This window comes from Janibacter sp. CoH_79_TC_3 (genome assembly GCF_058197955.1).
Genome location: NZ_JBXWIV010000011.1, coordinates 58,334 through 75,374 on the forward strand (window position 1 = coordinate 58,334; position 17,041 = coordinate 75,374).

15 protein-coding genes are annotated in these 17,041 nt (G+C 38.3%); 2 read left to right on the forward strand and 13 right to left on the reverse strand.

The genetic code is table 11. The features are described from left to right. Nucleotides 1-19: 19 nt before the first annotated feature. From AC2FA3_RS10250 to AC2FA3_RS10295, 10 genes are all read right to left on the reverse strand, one after another. Nucleotides 20-1,456 (reverse strand): lipopolysaccharide biosynthesis protein, encoded by a 1,437-nt coding sequence (locus AC2FA3_RS10250; RefSeq protein WP_490509470.1) that lies wholly within the window; start codon nt 1,454-1,456, stop codon nt 20-22. Continuing rightward, nucleotides 1,453-2,583 carry a dTDP-4-amino-4,6-dideoxygalactose transaminase gene (rffA, locus tag AC2FA3_RS10255; protein ID WP_490509471.1) on the reverse strand — a complete coding sequence of 377 codons (1,131 nt, stop codon included), beginning with the start codon at nt 2,581-2,583 and terminating at the stop codon, nt 1,453-1,455. Before rffA ends, AC2FA3_RS10250 begins: the two co-directional genes overlap by 4 nt. A gap of 2 nt (nt 2,584-2,585) precedes the next feature. Continuing rightward, nucleotides 2,586-3,476 (reverse strand): formyltransferase family protein, encoded by an 891-nt coding sequence (locus AC2FA3_RS10260; RefSeq protein ID WP_490509472.1) that lies wholly within the window; start codon nt 3,474-3,476, stop codon nt 2,586-2,588. Further along, a complete protein-coding gene (locus AC2FA3_RS10265; protein WP_490509473.1) occupies nt 3,473-4,510 on the reverse strand; it encodes a TDP-N-acetylfucosamine:lipid II N-acetylfucosaminyltransferase in 1,038 nt (345 codons plus the stop codon). Before AC2FA3_RS10265 ends, AC2FA3_RS10260 begins: the two co-directional genes overlap by 4 nt. 2 nt (nt 4,511-4,512) lie before the next feature. Further along, nucleotides 4,513-5,382, reverse strand: coding sequence for a glucose-1-phosphate thymidylyltransferase RfbA (rfbA, locus tag AC2FA3_RS10270; protein WP_490509474.1), 870 nt, complete (start codon nt 5,380-5,382; stop codon nt 4,513-4,515). After that, nucleotides 5,383-6,441 carry a dTDP-glucose 4,6-dehydratase gene (gene rfbB, locus AC2FA3_RS10275; protein ID WP_490509475.1) on the reverse strand — a complete coding sequence of 353 codons (1,059 nt, stop codon included), beginning with the start codon at nt 6,439-6,441 and terminating at the stop codon, nt 5,383-5,385. It lies immediately after the preceding gene. A gap of 111 nt (nt 6,442-6,552) precedes the next feature. Further along, complete coding sequence (locus tag AC2FA3_RS10280) at nt 6,553-8,514, reverse strand: polysaccharide biosynthesis protein (protein ID WP_490509476.1); 1,962 nt, start codon at nt 8,512-8,514, stop codon at nt 6,553-6,555. Nucleotides 8,515-8,576: 62 nt separating this feature from the next. Next, nucleotides 8,577-10,844, reverse strand: a complete 2,268-nt coding sequence (locus AC2FA3_RS10285) for a polysaccharide biosynthesis tyrosine autokinase (protein WP_490509477.1) — start codon at nt 10,842-10,844, stop codon at nt 8,577-8,579. Between the two features lie 45 nt (nt 10,845-10,889). Further along, nucleotides 10,890-11,321 (reverse strand): low molecular weight protein-tyrosine-phosphatase, encoded by a 432-nt coding sequence (locus AC2FA3_RS10290; RefSeq protein ID WP_490509478.1) that lies wholly within the window; start codon nt 11,319-11,321, stop codon nt 10,890-10,892. 12 nt (nt 11,322-11,333) lie between these two features. Next, nucleotides 11,334-12,446 carry a polysaccharide biosynthesis/export family protein gene (locus tag AC2FA3_RS10295; protein WP_490509479.1) on the reverse strand — a complete coding sequence of 371 codons (1,113 nt, stop codon included), beginning with the start codon at nt 12,444-12,446 and terminating at the stop codon, nt 11,334-11,336. A 365-nt stretch (nt 12,447-12,811) separates the two neighbouring features. Here AC2FA3_RS10295 and rluB point away from each other — a divergent pair, with 365 nt between their 5' ends. Beyond that, a complete protein-coding gene (gene rluB / locus AC2FA3_RS10300; protein ID WP_490509480.1) occupies nt 12,812-13,747 on the forward strand; it encodes a 23S rRNA pseudouridine(2605) synthase RluB in 936 nt (311 codons plus the stop codon). Between the two features lie 115 nt (nt 13,748-13,862). On the opposite strand, the gene AC2FA3_RS10305 is transcribed toward rluB, so the two are convergent. The 3 genes from AC2FA3_RS10305 to AC2FA3_RS10315 form a co-directional block, all read right to left on the reverse strand. Further along, a complete protein-coding gene (locus tag AC2FA3_RS10305; protein ID WP_490509481.1) occupies nt 13,863-14,432 on the reverse strand; it encodes a hypothetical protein in 570 nt (189 codons plus the stop codon). A 44-nt stretch (nt 14,433-14,476) separates the two neighbouring features. Next, entirely contained in the window at nt 14,477-15,154 is a 678-nt protein-coding gene (locus tag AC2FA3_RS10310) for a hypothetical protein (RefSeq protein WP_490509482.1), read from the reverse strand. A gap of 204 nt (nt 15,155-15,358) precedes the next feature. After that, a complete protein-coding gene (locus AC2FA3_RS10315) occupies nt 15,359-16,147 on the reverse strand; it encodes a hypothetical protein (RefSeq protein ID WP_490509483.1) in 789 nt (262 codons plus the stop codon). Between the two features lie 182 nt (nt 16,148-16,329). On the opposite strand from AC2FA3_RS10315, the gene AC2FA3_RS10320 reads away from it, so the two are divergent. After that, complete coding sequence (locus tag AC2FA3_RS10320) at nt 16,330-16,932, forward strand: LysE/ArgO family amino acid transporter (protein ID WP_490509484.1); 603 nt, start codon at nt 16,330-16,332, stop codon at nt 16,930-16,932. Nucleotides 16,933-17,041 lie beyond the last annotated feature (109 nt).

The following is a 17,041-nucleotide window of genomic DNA, read 5'->3' on the forward strand; positions in this document are numbered from 1 at the left end:
ACTTGAATGAATATAAAATTTATTTATTAACAATAATTTCATATCTATTCTTTACTTTTATAAATAGCCAGTTTTTAATCTCGTTCATTTCGTCTCTAAATACAAAAAATATGCTGCATAGAATAGCTAGCCAAAAAATCATCATTTTAATGGTATGTTTTTCTCCATACATGCTACTTATTACTGCCCCTATAACTAATAAAATGGTATAAGTGTATAAAGATAGCCGGGGGATAGGTTTCCATACATGGATGGCAAATTCTGTTCTAAAAAAGAAAAAGAACCAGAATGATACACATGTACTCACTGCAGCACCTGTAGCACCCCAAGTGGGTATTAACCACCAGTTACCAAATAAATTGAATAGAAAGGCTATGAGTGCTGCTAACATAGAGAGCCCTGATCGGCGAGTAATACCTAAACCCACTACCGTCGTTTCTGACAATGTATAGAGTAAAGGGAAGCCTAAGCACGATATTAAAATCCACTGAACCGCATTGTAATTATCAGGTAAAATAAAGGTGATTACCCAAGAAAACAAACCAGCCAAGCAAAATAAAATAATAACGATTAATAATACATAGCGATTAACTTTATATATTTTGTCTAAGCCTTCACCAGCTGCAGCCCATTTATAAACTGTAGGTGCCCAAACTGTAGAAAATACGCTTTGAAATATAGTAGCCGCTGCAGCGAAGCTCACTGCTACAGAGTATAACCCTAACTGCTCAAAATCTGATAACTCTTTCAGTAGTACTTTATCTGTAGCAGTAAGGCCCCAAAAAGCAAGTCCACCAAATATAAGTGGTGTACCAAATTTAAGCAATTCTTTTAAATATCGATAATCAACTTTTTCTTTTATACTTAAAAGCCATTCTTTACGAGTATTCCAAGTATAAATTATAGATATGAACAATATGGCAGCTACGTTTGCTAATACAAGATTAGTTATACTTTTATTAGCAGCGAATAAAACATATCCTCCAATAATCAATATCAAAAAAAGCTTAGGTAATACTTGGCTCATTGAATAAGCAAGGCCTTGCTCTTTCATACGTAATATCAACGACAAGAAGCGTGATGAAAAAGATGCTAATATCGCCACTGCCACTAGAACACTCAATAAGCGACTGTCTATTTCAAATAGATATAATGATATGGTATTGCCAGACATTAGCAAAACAGTAATGATTATGCTGAGGAGCAAAAAACCAGGTAAAAAAGCCATTTTAAAAAGAGCAGGTTGACTTTTAGCTTCGTGGAATTCCCTTACATAAGCTTGATCCAGCCCTAAAGTAAATAGCAAGGTGCAAAAGCTGATAGCAACCTGAAGCATCGCCATTCGACCAACATCTTCTTGAGAGAAAAACCAAGTGACAAGTGGTAAAGTGATAAAACCTAAGGCAGCCCCTGCAACTGGACCAAGTGCAAATGCTGCTATTTTTTTAGGAGTCACGCGTAGAACTCAAATATTGAATTAATAACTTTAACTTGCTCATTTTCACTAAGACCATACCACGTAGGCAGTCTGACCAATCTTTCACTTTCTGCAGTTGTAAATTCATCTTCACCATAGAATGTGCCCAGATTCTTTCCAGCCACTGAGCTATGCAGAGGGATGTAATGGAATACAGCCATAATATCGTTGTTTTTCAGGTGCTTAATTAACTGAGTTCTAACTTCTATATCTTGAACTTTTATATAAAACATATGAGCATTGTGCACACAGGCATCGGGTACACCAGGTAACAGTATCTTGCCAGCCGTTTGAAGAGGTTGCAGCTGCTCATAGTAATATGACCAAGAAGCTAACCGGTTATTATTTATTTCATCGACCTTTTCCAGTTGACCCCATAAATAGGCTGCTTGAATGTCACTAGGTAAATAACTACTACCAATATCTACCCATGAGTACTTATCTACCATACCTCGGAAAAACTGACTACGGTTAGTGCCTTTTTCTCGGATGACCTCTGCACGTTCCTTGAACTTATCATCATTTATAATTAATAAACCGCCTTCACCGCCACTAGTATAGTTTTTTGTTTCATGGAAGCTGAAACAGCCCAAATGGCCGATAGTACCTAAAGCTTTACCTTTATAAGCACTCATCACACCTTGAGCGGCATCCTCAATGACGCATAAGTTATGGCGCTGTGCAATATCCATTATGGTATCCATTTCACAGCTGATTCCGGCATAATGGACAGGTACAATGGCTTTGGTCTTTTCAGTAATAGCAGCTTCAATTTTTGATTCGTCAATATTCATCGTATCTAGACGGATATCTACAAAGACTATTTTTGCACCACGTAATACAAAAGCATTAGCCGTACTAACGAAGGTATAGCTTGGCATAATAACTTCGTCACCTGGCTGAATATCAACCAAAATTGCAGCCATTTCTAAGGCTGCAGTACATGAAGGCGTCAGTAGCGCTTTTTTACAAGGTAGATTCGATTCGAACCAAGTATGACAGCGTTGAGTAAAAGGTCCATCACCGGACATTTTATCACTACGAATCGCTTGTAATACGTACTGGTCTTCATTACCCGTATAGGGAGGTTTATTAAATACGATCATTATTAATTGCCTTTATATTGTAAGCGACTTCTAAATGAGACGTTAATAACTGGTTGTTTCCTCAAGTCGTCAACCATAGAGTTTATTTTAATTAAACCTCTTCCACAAACAACAACCGGTAAGCCTTCTTCCATAAATATAATTTTTCCAATATGATCTTCACGAGACTGAACCTCAACATCAGGATATAGACTAACATCTGTTAGCCTAATCTTAACCTCGTTTAGATACGTACTTGCACCCTTAAAAGGATACCCTACAGAATCGACAAAGCGCTGAATTTTATCAGACGATGAATTCCAATTAATTTGATAGTCATCTTCATTCCTCCATAAGCTATAACTAGCATCTGCTTCATTTTGATATTGAAGGGGCAAGTCTATACCTTTAGCTATCTTAGCTATTATTTCTATTGCAAGAGACGCATATAATGGAGAGATTATACTAATAGCTTCCTGAATCTTGATAGGGTAATTAATTTGAATAGATCTTTGAGAGATAATTGGACCTTTATCATACTCCGACACAGCTTTCAAAGCAGTAACACCTAAAGTTTTTTCACCACTTATTAGCATATTTACGAGTGGAGAAAAACCTCTATATTTAGGCAGAATAGAGTCATGAAAAACTATAAGGTTATCACTATTGATAATCCATCTCCAACCTATTGCAAAGCAAGTTATTGAATCATTATAGTAGTTATCATTTTTATGGTAGTAATTTATACTATTTTCTTCGCATAGACTCAGAGTCTCATCATAAAAATCTTTATAAATATTCTTATCTTTTGCCAAAACGACAAATGCAATTACTTCATTGCTAAACGTATTTAGAATCTCTTCTAAAACTCTATATGCTTTTTCACCGAGTAGATATAAACCTATTTTTTTCATTTAAATAGAAGCTTGTATTGTTCAATTAGGGTTTCTTTAGAAAAGTAGTCTGCTGTGTTTTTTATATTCTTTTCTAAATCTTTAATATAGTTGAGCTCAAAATTCAGAGTATTTAGCACTTCAATATTTTTATCTTTAAATAACTGCCATTGCGTAGTATCACTACGTATAAATACCGTTTTTCCTAACCCAAGTAAGGTAATCGTATTTCCCATGGCTTGTTGTCTTTTATGATTAAAGATAGCAATATCAATACTACCTAAAAACTTCAAATACTCTTCAAATGGCATAAAATCAGTCAAAGCTATGAATTTATCGCCAAATAACTTTTTGCCTGTAGATATAACCTCTTTAGCATGCTCTTTATTACTATAAGATAAGGGAGTGTATATCCGTATATTTTCATCTTTAAAAGGCAATAGCTTATCCAATATCTCAATATGGTTATTTGAGGGATCTGCAGAATTACCAATCTGAATATTTATAGTACTGCTTTGAATGTTTGGAATATCCAAAGCTTTATAAGTATTGCTTAGATACATCAAACATTCATGATATTCCCCTGTAGCTCCATACCACTTTCTAGCTAAATCCACATCTCCTTGAATATAAGTCAATAGATGACCCATATTTTTTATAACTGAGCGACGAAAAAACTCATTCTTATACCAAGATTTATTACGCCTGCCTAGCTGGTAGCTATATAAATCACCACCCCACATAACCCAATAACATTTCTTTAGTAACCAAGGTAAAAAAAATAGAATTTGAATAATTCTAATGTCAAATAAGCTATGCAAAATTATTTTATCTGCCTGTTTCATTTTTTTTATGACCAAAGCATAATGCTTGACTTTCGAAAGCTTACCTTTACCTGATAACTTAACATTTGAGTGGTTAATCAGTTCATTTTCTGACATTGAGTTAGTTAGTAAAAACAGATGGTCATTAAATTCAAAATCATCTTTAATCAACTCGATAAATGGTGGTATGAATTTATCACATGGGCCTAAATGTAGAATCTTTTGTGTCATAATTACTTCGCTAAATCTAATAAATACTGACCATATGCATTTTTACTCATCGTTTGACCAATCTCAGCCACTTGTTGTTTGGTCAACCAGCCGTTATTGAGAGCAATCTCCTCTAAACAGGCCACTTTATAGCCTTGACGCTTTTCAATAGTTTCAACGAATTGTGCAGCTTCTAATAAGCTCTCATGTGTACCTGTATCTAGCCAAGCAAAACCACGACCTAATAGCTCCACATTTAGATTACCACGTTCCATATACATATGATTGACGGTAGTAATCTCGACTTCGCCTCGATCAGAAGGCTTTACCTTTTTCGCAATCTCTATGACATCGTTATCATAGAAATATAAACCTGTTACTGCATAATTAGATTTAGGCTTGACAGGCTTTTCTTCTATCGAAATAGCGCACTTATTTTCATCAAATGCTACTACGCCAAAACGCTCTGGATCTTTAACTTGATAGCCGAAGACAGTTGCGCCTTTTTGACGATTAACTGCCTGCTTCAATAGAGGCGTAAACCCTTGACCGTAAAATATATTGTCACCAAGAACCAAGCAGACATTACTATCACCTATGAAATTTTCACCGATAATAAAGGCTTGGGCTAAACCGTCAGGGCTTGGTTGAACCGCATAACTGATATCAACGCCCAGATCGCTACCATCGCCTAATAGACGCTTAAAGCCATCAATGTCATCTGGTGTGCTAATGATAAGCACCTCACGGATACCTGCGAGCATCAATACAGACAACGGATAATAAATCATTGGTTTATCATAGATAGGTAGCAGCTGCTTAGAGACGCCTTTAGTAATTGGGTAAAGACGCGTACCTGAACCGCCTGCTAAAATAATACCTTTTGTATTCATTTATTCACCTGCTCCTAGTCTTTCACGTTGATAGCTGCCATCTTGAACGCGGCTGCACCACTCCATATTATTCAAATACCATTCGACCGTTTTTCTAATACCACTATTAAACGTCTCTGTCGGTGTCCAATTTAATTCATTGGCAATTTTTCTGGCATCAATAGCATAGCGCAAGTCATGTCCTGGGCGGTCTTTTACAAACGTAATTAATGATTCGTACGGCTGACCATTTGCCTGTGGTTTTAGCTCATCTAAGATGTGACAAATGGTTTTGACTACTTCGATATTTTGTTTTTCGTTATGCCCACCGATATTATAAGTCTCACCCACTTTTCCTTCAGTGACCACTTTGTATAGAGCATGCGCATGATCTTCGACATACAGCCAATCACGTATTTGATTGCCTTTACCATAAATAGGCAACGCTTTGCTATCTAGAGCATTTAAAATAACTAACGGAATGAGTTTTTCAGGGAAATGGTAAGGACCATAATTATTAGAGCAGTTAGTAACTAAAATAGGAAAACCATAAGTACGATGCCAGGCACGAACCAAATGGTCAGAGCTAGCTTTGGACGCCGAGTAAGGTGAACTTGGTGCATAAGGGGTAGTTTCAGTAAATAAATCCGTCGTGCCTTCTAAATCGCCATAGACTTCATCGGTAGAAATATGGTGAAACTTAAATTGCTTTTTATCTGTATCATTAAGCCTTTGCCAGTATTGACGTGCAACCTCTAATAAATGATAAGTACCTACGATATTGGTATTAATAAATTCAGCAGGGCCATCAATAGAGCGATCCACATGTGACTCTGCTGCTAAATGCATCACAAGATTAGGCTGAAAACTATTAAAAGCTTGCTCTAGCGCTTCTTTGTCACAGATATCAATCTGTTGAAAATTATATCTAGCACTCTGATCAATGTCTTTGAGTGACTCTAAGTTACCCGCATAGGTTAATTTATCAATGTTTAAGACTTCGTCATCCGTATTATGGATAATATGACGAATAACAGCAGAACCGATAAAGCCTGCGCCGCCTGTAACTAGTATTTTCATAAAAAAACCTATTCTTTTAAAGCTAAAAATTAAATGAGCGCTTTAAGACGTTTATTGCTTAGTATTTAAAGTATAGATTTATATTCATTTCTTTAAATCGCTTCATGTTATTTATTCTGTATTTTCTTTATAGCCATCTACATACTGCTTAAACTGCTGCTTTAGCCAAGGGACATCGAATTGTTTTTGCTTTTCAGTCAGCTCAAACAATACTGATTCAAGCTCATCCAATGGAAAGCTATGCTCTATCGCTTGCATGATAAGCGGATGATCAGTGAATTCGACGTTATCCTCACCAATAATCAACTCCTCATAAAGCTTTTCTCCGGCTCTAAGTCCTGTAAAGATTACTTCGATATCACCTTCAGGATGGGCAGTATCTTTTATATCAAAACCACTTAAATGAATCATTCGCTGTGCCAAATCGACAATCTTAACCGGATCGCCCATATCAAGCACAAATACTTCACCGCCTGATGCCATTGCACCCGCTTGGATAACTAGATTTGCCGCCTCTGGAATCGTCATAAAATAACGAGTTACATCAGGATGGGTAACAGTAATTGGCTTACCTTGTTCGATCTGCTTGGTAAACAACGGTACTACAGACCCTGACGAGCCTAGGACATTACCAAAACGTACCATACTGATACAAGTTTGGCTATCTGTCTGGCTTAGCGCTTGGCAGACCAGTTCTGCCAAGCGCTTAGAGGCACCCATCACGTTGGTCGGTCTTACTGCTTTATCAGTCGAGATAAGTACGAAAGTTTCGACATTGGCTTGGATAGCAGCTCGGGCGCAATGATAAGTACCTTTAGTATTATTAATAACGCCTTCGAAAGGGTTGTATTCAACCATAGGTACATGTTTATAGGCGGCTGCATGATAAACCGTTTGTATATTATGGAGTTTCAGTATTCTAAGCAGGTTCGATTCATTGGTGACGTTACCGATAACAGCAACAATTTTAATATCTTTATACGCTGGCGTATTAGCTTGTTTGATAGTCAGTTCTTGATGGATACTATAAAGCGCAAACTCAGAAAGTTCATAGAGTACAAGGCATTTAGGTTTATTTTTAATTACTTGACGACATAACTCGCTACCAATAGACCCACCAGCACCAGTGACCAACACGCACTTATCTTTAATATTCATCTGAAGCAATTTTGCATCAGGCTCGACAGTCTGTCGATCTAGTACATCTAAGATGTCTACTTTGCGCATGCTACTAACGGTCACTTTTTCATCAGCGATTTCCTCTAAGCTAGGCAATTCTTTTATTTTTATCGCAATGCCTGAGAGTTTATCTATAATTTGGCGTTTTTGCGCGCGGCTAATAGAAGGTATAGCCAAAAATACTTGCGCAATATCCAATTCTTCTACTAAGCTTACTAACTCATAAGCAGGATAAATCTTTTTGCCGAGTAAATAAGCACCGCTAAGCTGTGGATCATCATCGATATAAGCCACGACATTATATTTATGTGAGTTTCTTAAACCTTCTAATAAATCCCTTCCAGCCTCTCCCGCACCATAAATAACGATATTCTCATAACCATCTTCATTTCTAGCGCTTTGTTGGCTTTTACCTTGTAGCCGAGTTAGAAGCTCACGGATAGTAAGCCTACTATTCCACAACCATATAAAGAATAGAAACAAATATAAAATGGGTACGGCACGTGGCACATCAGGAAGGAGTTTAAAATAAAGAATGGTCTGGGCGATGATAATAAGTACAAAGAATAGCTGCAATACGCTACCCATCATTGCATCAAAAAAACCTCTAGCTACGCCATTATAAAACCCAATAGCGTATAAGCATAAGACTGGCATCAACGCACTCAGACTTATTACAAATAAGCTTACATGATGGTCTATATATCCATACCTTGCTGCAATGGCGAAGAATAGACAAACGGCTGACATAATAAAGTCAGCCAACATTAAAATACTACGCTTAACGCTTCTAGGTAGGCTAAGCAAAAACTTAGCACTACTCTCAGCAAGACTAGTAGATATTATAGCGTTAGCATTATGCGATTTGGATGAGGCTAATGGGTCTATTGACATAACAAACAACTATTTTATTCAAGCATTAATATTTGAAGCACTATACTTCTATCAAGTAACATCTAATTGTTATTGCCATAGGCATAACTATAATGATAGCTGTACTTACTTAGTAATCCCTGCTGTACATCATTTAAGATAATACCATCTACTTTGATATTGGCTTTATTCATCTGATTAACCGCATAAACTACCTGACCTTCTATAGACTTATCATAGCGAGCCACCATTAACACTTTATCTGCATACTGCGATAAAATCATAGCATCAGAAGCAGCCAATACAGGTGGCGAATCAATGACTATATAATCATAATGCAAATTTAGTTGTTTCATTAAATGATCGAAACTACCATTAGCCAATAATGATGCCGGATTACGTGGATGCTGACCTCGTGGCATAAAATCAATATTATCTATACCAGTCGCATGAATAAAGCCTGCTAAGTCATTCATTTCTTGACTGGCAACAACTTTTGAGACTTGAGCGTTATCTTTAGATAAATGAGTCTTATCTTGTGATAAATAATCTCCTAGACCATTATCCTGACTCATACTAAACATCTTATGCAGCTCACCCAAGCGCATATCAGCATCCATAATCAGAACTTTTTTATCCAACTGAGCAAATACCTCTGTCAAGTTAGAAGAGATAAAAGACTTACCAACACCAGGACTTTCACCAGTAATTAGTATCACTTTCGCTCTTTGACCCGCTCGGCCTTGCGCTGGCATACCAAACATTAGATTTGTTCTTAAGCTCTTGATTGCCTCATAGCTCAAACTATTATGATCGACATAAGCAAGCAAACGATTAGGCGCATTCTTATTACTCTTACGTAATCTTGTTAATAGTGGAGAGCGTGGGATTGTAGCTACCACAGGTACACCAGTCTTGGCCTCTAAACGCTCAGGGTCTTTAACCACATTTCTAAGCATGTTCTTAAGCAGTACGAGCATCGTTCCAAGCATCGACCCTAAAAGCGTAGCCAAGATTACTATCAACAACTTTTTGGGCGCAATCGCTTTAAAGTTGTTGATAGGCAGATCAATAATACGGGCAAAACCAATTTGGCCAGCTTTAACGATTTTTAGCTGCTCATAGTTTTTGAGTAGAGTTAAATAAATCTCTCTGTTAATAGCACTATCAGCTGATAATTGTAAAAACTCTCTTTGAATCTCAGGCAAGCCTACAATAGTATCATCTATATCCTGCTTTCTAGTATTCAACACTTCTAACTGCTCATTGATTTGAATAACTAGTGGATGCTCTTCCGTATAGTAGGTCGTAAGATCCGCTTTCTTGAGTCTAAGCTCATTAAGTTGGACATCAATTTGTGAGCTTTCTGTTAATAGTAATTCGGCTTCTTTACTTACATCAATAGTGCCATATTTTTTGCGAAACTCATTAAATATTGCTTCAGAATCTTCCAGCTTTTTCTTTAGGTTTGGAATCTGAGTTTCCATAAAACTAATGGTTTTAGTCGTTTCTTCAGAGCCACGAGACTGATTTTGATCAATATAGGATAAGACGATTTGTTTTAATATCAAGCTAGTCTGCTGCTGGTTAGCACCAGTCATAGAAAGCTGAATAATACCAGTCTGTTTACCCTTTTCAACCACAGATAAATAAGTATTCATCTGCTCTGTCGTTGTTTGGAGAGATTGCTTAGTAATATTAACTGGATATCCATCAGCTGGCAGATCATTAACCGTGATTTGAATCTGACCATCCGTTCCTTTAAATTGATGAGCCTTACCAATCTCCCCTTTGAAATCATCAAAGTCATTACTTAACACAAACCCTGTCGCAGAGCGCGTTAAGGTAAAAGGCTGATTTAAATACTCTTGTGACACATTAAACTGACTGATCTCGACTTTACCGTCCTCAGTTTTAAGAGACACGCCTTCAGGTTTATTGATTTGAGTATCAGTGCTATTACTTTTAATTCTATCAATAGCGCTAACATTAGGGTCGGAAAGTCGGATGCGTAAATGTAATAAATTAACCACAGGCTCTAATATCATACGAGATCTTATCAGCTCGGCTTCGGCTTCTGCTTTACTTGCTTGCGAACCGATTAGCTCTGAGATATCAGCACCTAGAGCAGCTGCACCTTTAGAGTTTTCTTCAATTTGAATAATCGCATCTGATCTAAAAGTAGGATTTACATACCTGCTATATAAAACACCAACTATCAAGCCCAATATCGCAAAAAAAACAATGATCTTCCAGCCGCGCAAGATAGCAAATAGCAGCGCCATAAGATCAATTTCATCATTATCTTCTTTAGAGGCAGAGTTTGATAAATTTTTTGAATCTGTATTCATAACGGTATGTTCATCACTTAAGGTTAGTCGTTTAATAGCAACTTTTTAGCTAATTTTTTCTGACCACTGTTCTAGACTATCTACAATGTCTTGATATGCTGTCTCAAATGCACTCTTCTCATGCTTATAAGGGTCTGCAATATCTTTATCTTTCCAATGACCCAACTTAAAGGTTTTACCACGGCAAAACGGCCAACGCTCTTCGATCCATTTCGTTTGACCATCTGACATAGTAAAAATAATATCAGCCTTTTTTGCCAAACTTTCATCGATTTGTTTTGCGACATGATTGGTGACATCAAGCTGTTGCTGATTCATGATTTCTAACGCAGCAGGATCCGCAGGATGCCCGACTAACGCGCCAACACCTGCAGAGTCAATATTCTTATTAGGGTAACGTTGCTTTAATAATGCTTCTGCCATGGGGCTACGACAAATATTACCAACACATACCACTAAAATATTATCAAATGCCATGATTATTATTACCTATAAACCTGAAAGAATACTAATTGCTGAAGTCGATGGTAGTATGGCACTGATAACACGATTCCAACGTGTCAAGCCAGTTGGGTCAACATATACAATGTCATTAGCTTGCATCTCAAACCGATTAGCAAGCGCAAAACTGGTAATGGTTTGCATATCCACATAGTAGATATCTGTCACTCGCGTATTTAGATTATCACGCACAACATATATTTTGGCGGCATTGGCGGTGCTGGAATTGAGACCTTTTGACTCACCCATGACTTGGGCTAAACTAATACCTTGCTCACGAATAGGTACCGGCTCTACTTGGCCAAATTCTCCTAAAACGTATACCTTGTTGCGGTCTTGACTATTAACATGAATAGAATCGCCATCTTGAAGGTAAATTTGATTGGCCGAAGCACCCATTTGACGTAATGACTGTAGTCCAATATTGTAACTGGTTCCTCTTCGATTCAGCACAACATTATTTGAATCACCCGTAGGCGTTGCACCACCCGCCATAGAAATCGCGCCATACAGCGACACTGGAACATCAGCAATCGCAAATTCTCCAGGCTGTTTGACTTCACCATCAATAAAGAATTTGTTGCCACGGTAGTTAACAATTTTAACCTGTGGATCTGGGAACTTAAGATAGCGTTGTAACTGACTCTGCAGGTTCGCGGTAAACTGCGGCACACTCAAACCAGCGGCTTTAATACGCCCGATGAGCGGAAACTGTACAAAGCCCTGCTGATCAATAGGAAAACCTATTGCGTAAGGATTGGCAGTATTACTACTGTTGGTTAACGGAGGCGCAATTTCAGGATAACCGACAAGGGTGATACCGAGAATATCTCCTTCAGCAATACGATAATCTACTCGACCAGATGTTTTTATTAAACGCGCTAAGTCACTACTAGGAGCGACTGCAACCGCTTGCTTAGGTGGCAAAGTTGCCAGATTTAGCGGTTTAACATTAAAATGCAAACCATTTTCAGCAATATATACACCGTTTGACGGTAACTGACCTGCTTGTAATCCTGAATTAACGCTAGCACAGCTGGAAACCAAACTAATCATTAGCAGACACGTTAAACTTAATAGCTTTGATGAATTGAAAAACATAAAAAGACCTTTATAAATCATAGATATAAGTAATGTCTAGCAATGAGAGAAAAGACAGCCATACTAAAACGCACATACTATGCACAAAAAAACAAAGCCATAATAACATAGGTGGTTAAAGATTAAACAGATAAGGTAAATTTTTTGGTGAAATCCACTTAAGAGTAACATTAAGTTATATTCCAACTCTGTAAATTCTAAATAGACTTATTGAATACAGCTGTTAGCTATATAAATGAAAGCTTATTACGCAACAGTCAGCCTTAAAAAATTTCTCTTAAACATAGCTTTGTTAAATAGCGTATAATAGTCAGTCCAAATTTATACATTGAGAAATGTAAACCCACCGACTCAAGGATATCGTTATGAAAGATGAAAAACTCCAAAAAGCCCTCGCCCGTATGGGACTTGGTTCACGTCGTCAGATGGAAGAAGTAATCAAGGCAGGTCGCGTAACCGTTAATAATGGTCCTGCGACTATCGGCGACCGTGTTGAACAAGGCGATGAGATTCGTGTTGATGGTCGTCAGATCAAATACACTGCCGAAAATGAAAAGCGTCGTCGTGTCTTAGCCTATTACAAGCCTGAGGGCGAAGTGTGCTCGGCTAATGATCCAGAAGGTCGTCCAACGGTATTTGAACGCTTACCAAAGCTGACTCATGATCGCTGGGTAATGGTTGGCCGCTTGGATATTAATTCTACTGGTCTATTATTATTTACCAACGATGGTGAAATGGCGCATCGCCTGATGCACCCTTCTAGCGAAGTGACGCGTGAATATGCAGTACGTGTATTAGGTGAAGTGACACCAGACATCGCTCGTACGCTAACGTCTGGTGTCATGTTAGAAGATGGCATGGCACAGTTTGAAGATATCAAAGAAGGCGGCGGTGAAGGCGTCAATAAGTGGTATCACGTCAGGCTAAAAGAAGGTCGTAACCGCGAAGTACGTCGTTTGTTTGAATCACAAGGTCTTAAAGTGAGCCGTCTACTGCGTACGCGTTACGGTACGATCGTATTGCCAAAAGAGCTACGTACCGGTCGTTTCTTAGAGCTAGACAAAAAGGAAATTAATACCTTGACAGATTTGGTGAGCTTACGCCCACGTCATGGTACTGGTTTGCATGGTGCGGCTAAAGAGAAGCAAGAACGTATTAAAAACAAGCCGCTTAAAGCACGTCGTACGGACACTCGTGGCGATAATCGTAATAGTACTAGTAGTAGCACCAAACCAAAAAGTAGCGGTAGCCCTGCCAGCCGCGGTACACGTAATACTCGTGACCGCAACGATAAGCGTTAGTTTGAAATCCCTGTAAATTTTTTATAAATTTATAGTTAATAATAAAAAAGCGGTCAATGATTCATTCACTGATCGCTTCTTTATGCGTTTCTTAATAACCCTACTAACTTAAGCCTTAGCTATCATGACTATTAATATAGCTGTTCATCACTCTTAACTCTTGTAGCTGCCGAACCTCTACTTGCTTTAATAGGTCATCTTGACGCTGCTCTATATTACTTAATGCCTCTTGCAATAATTCACTGGCTTCAGCTTTTTTTTGCTGATTCGACTCGTTATTACTTCTATTTATACTCACTATCTGATAATGACTGGCTAGCATTTCAGGTAAACGAGTATGTAGCATCTTATTTAACACAAACTGCTGCTCTGTGACCGCAAGCGTTTTATTTTGAGCCTGTAAGGTCTTTTGATAAGATTGATAGTTGCTGACCTTTTCATCGATACGATGTAATTGACGTATTTGGTTATCTGGCAAAAATTTTAAATGCTTTTTATTTAAATTTAACTGTTGCCAATTGCTAGAAGTTAACGGCAATGGCAATGGCAATGGCGTATTATCATGCTGATATGTGAGCACACCTGGAGTAATACCAACCATTTTATGCAATACGTGCCAGCTCTTTCTACCTAAATAAATGGTAGTTACCGTCGTCACAATCCCAATACCGATTAAAATACTCATAGACACTTACTTACTCTTTATCGTTTAATCATGAGACTGAGCATTTACAGTTTAATATGTTCAGTGTTGCTCTCGCTTCTGCTATCAGTTGGACTATCAATCGCTTTGATATCTACATTACTATTAACAGTATCCTCACTGTTGGTAAGCTTTTGAACCTCTTGATTATCCGCAGAACTATTGAAACGCTGCTGTAAATATCGATTGGTCGCAAGCAGCTTTTGCCCATCTTGATGATAAGAGGCGTTTAGCAAGTCATCAAACTGGGTATTAATTGTGCTAAGCACTTCTAATAGCGCTTCTTTACCCGTGACATCAGAGTGCTTAATTTTAGTCGTGTCAGCAAGTGCGCCATCCCCCACATCTAAGTCATGCAAACGGCGATAGTCAGCCACTGCCAGTGGCACATGCCTATCCATTAGATTTTGAATCATAACATAGGTTTCATTGACAGTATCTTTGTCATCGATTTTACCATCGTTATTGGTATCACCATAAATGACACGCAGCTTTTCACCCTTATCGTTAATTTGATCGAGCGCTGTTTTGACCTCAACTGGCAAGCTTTTTTCAGGAATATAACCCAATTGTGGCATCGCTTTATACTCAAGCATTTTGGGCGCTGTGACTTTTTTGATACCACGATACCCAAGGTACAACCCAGCTGCTGGCAGTACGCCATATAAAATAAACATCACGAACATCGCAGTCAGTTGGGTCATTAGGGTATCCTTGTTATTTAGTAAAAATGCTTAGCAAAAATATTCAGCAGGAACGTTTGGCAAAATTATTGTTATTTTATAAAATATTTAATGGTTATTATTAAACAAAAAGATAAGGCTGTATTAAAGCCTTATATTGTTATGTATTGAGCCGATTGTGTTTAAAAACACTAACTGTCTTTAGATAAAGTTTCTAAATAAGAATTAGCTTTGAGTACGACTTTTGACATAACGGTGCGTTGAAGCCAGTTTATTCATCACTGTTTGATGTAATTCGTCTAGTAACTCATCAAGCTCGTAATCAATTTCTAAAAACAAATCCGTCAACATATCACCGGCGGTCATTTTTCCTTGGACGACATTAGTCTTAGTACGATGAGGGCTAAAACGTTGTAGCTGCTCATAGTGATGTAGCGCCTCAGGAATACTTTCGGACACCAGCTTATCGATAACAAACTGGCGCTCATTATGTTGCTGTTGTTGCTCAGCATTGAGCTCGCTACTCCACTCACGGTAGCGCTTTAGCTTACTATTAATTCGGTCTAATATGGCGACCGCTTCAATCGGCATGGCGTTTAGGGTGGCTTCGTCAACCACATCAACTAGCTCAGTCATAATCGGACAGCGTCCATGTTTGAGATACCATAAAGTATCTGGGTCAAAAGGAGGTCTATTGGTCGGGCGCATTTGGGCGCGATTAGATAGATAGCGATCGGTCAATGGTGTCGGCGTTCGGATATCACTCACTTGTGCTAAGGCATCACAAATACGTTCGGTACGCTGCGGCTCGGTAAGCGGTGAAGCATTAGAAGTTGCAGCTTTAAGTGCTGGAGAATTGACCTCTTCCTGCTTCTTACCCTTGCTATTACGCCCAATGTTATTAGTAGCAGTGTTAGTAGCAATGCGCCTAGCAGCAGCTTGCTGAGCATTTTTGGCAGCGATGGTTGGCAGGTCATCTTGGGCTTGCCCAAACGACTGTAGCATTCTTGTCAAACTTATAACCATGACGCGCCCTGCTCCTCACTTATTCTTTATTGACAGCTGGTGGCTTCTTAGTACCTATTGCAGCACACATATTGCATTCGACCGTTTTATCACTTATCTTAACAGCTTTTTTCGGCACTGCCAGTAAGCAAACGTCACCGTTTTGATTCTTAAAGGATAAGCCAACCATCATGAATATCACCGATTATAGTGCGGGTTTTTTGCTTGGTTTATCCTTGATTATCGCCATTGGTTCACAAAACGCCTTTGTGCTCAAACAAGGACTAAAACGCGAACACATATTTTTCGTCTGCTTATTTTGTGCCGTCAGTGACGCGATTTTAATCTCTGCTGGTGTTGGCGGCTTTGGGGCGGTTACGGCCCAATATCCACAAGTTATCAATATCGCGAAATTTTCTGGCGTCGTATTTTTGCTAGGCTATGGATTGCAAAGCTTGTATGCCAGTGTACGCCTATCACATGCGCTTACCGTCGATGGTCAAGTCGTAACCAGTTTGAAAAAAGCACTGTTATTATGTTTTGGCTTTACTTGGCTTAATCCACACGTCTATCTAGATACATTGGTGCTCGTTGGCATGGTTTCAACCAGTGCTAGTAGCAAATTAGCATTTGCAGTCGGTGCAGTCAGCGCTTCGTTCTTTTTCTTCTTTGCATTGGGCTACGGAGCACGACTACTTAAACCCTTATTTGCCAAACCAAAAGCATGGAATATCCTCGATGCTTTGGTAGGTATATTAATGCTATATTTGGCTTGGCATTTGTATAAAAGTTAAAACCCACTATTAAAACTATAGGCAGTAATTAAAAAAATTAGGCGTTAAAAACAAGAAAACCAAATACGCTATGAAACGTATTTGGTTTTCTTGTTTGTTATATCTAGAA

Coding starts and splice junctions, on each gene's coding strand:
- rffA (WP_490509471.1), bottom strand. CDS start 2,583: ATGATCGTATTTAATAAACCTCCCTATACGGGTAATGAAGACCAGTAC.
- AC2FA3_RS10260 (WP_490509472.1), bottom strand. CDS start 3,476: ATGAAAAAAATAGGTTTATATCTACTCGGTGAAAAAGCATATAGAGTT.
- AC2FA3_RS10265 (WP_490509473.1), bottom strand. CDS start 4,510: ATGACACAAAAGATTCTACATTTAGGCCCATGTGATAAATTCATACCA.
- rfbA (WP_490509474.1), bottom strand. CDS start 5,382: ATGAATACAAAAGGTATTATTTTAGCAGGCGGTTCAGGTACGCGTCTT.
- rfbB (WP_490509475.1), bottom strand. CDS start 6,441: ATGAAAATACTAGTTACAGGCGGCGCAGGCTTTATCGGTTCTGCTGTT.
- AC2FA3_RS10280 (WP_490509476.1), bottom strand. CDS start 8,514: ATGTCAATAGACCCATTAGCCTCATCCAAATCGCATAATGCTAACGCT.
- AC2FA3_RS10285 (WP_490509477.1), bottom strand. CDS start 10,844: ATGAATACAGATTCAAAAAATTTATCAAACTCTGCCTCTAAAGAAGAT.
- AC2FA3_RS10290 (WP_490509478.1), bottom strand. CDS start 11,321: ATGGCATTTGATAATATTTTAGTGGTATGTGTTGGTAATATTTGTCGT.
- AC2FA3_RS10295 (WP_490509479.1), bottom strand. CDS start 12,446: ATGTTTTTCAATTCATCAAAGCTATTAAGTTTAACGTGTCTGCTAATG.
- rluB (WP_490509480.1), top strand. CDS start 12,812: ATGAAAGATGAAAAACTCCAAAAAGCCCTCGCCCGTATGGGACTTGGT.
- AC2FA3_RS10305 (WP_490509481.1), bottom strand. CDS start 14,432: ATGAGTATTTTAATCGGTATTGGGATTGTGACGACGGTAACTACCATT.
- AC2FA3_RS10310 (WP_490509482.1), bottom strand. CDS start 15,154: ATGACCCAACTGACTGCGATGTTCGTGATGTTTATTTTATATGGCGTA.
- AC2FA3_RS10320 (WP_490509484.1), top strand. CDS start 16,330: ATGAATATCACCGATTATAGTGCGGGTTTTTTGCTTGGTTTATCCTTG.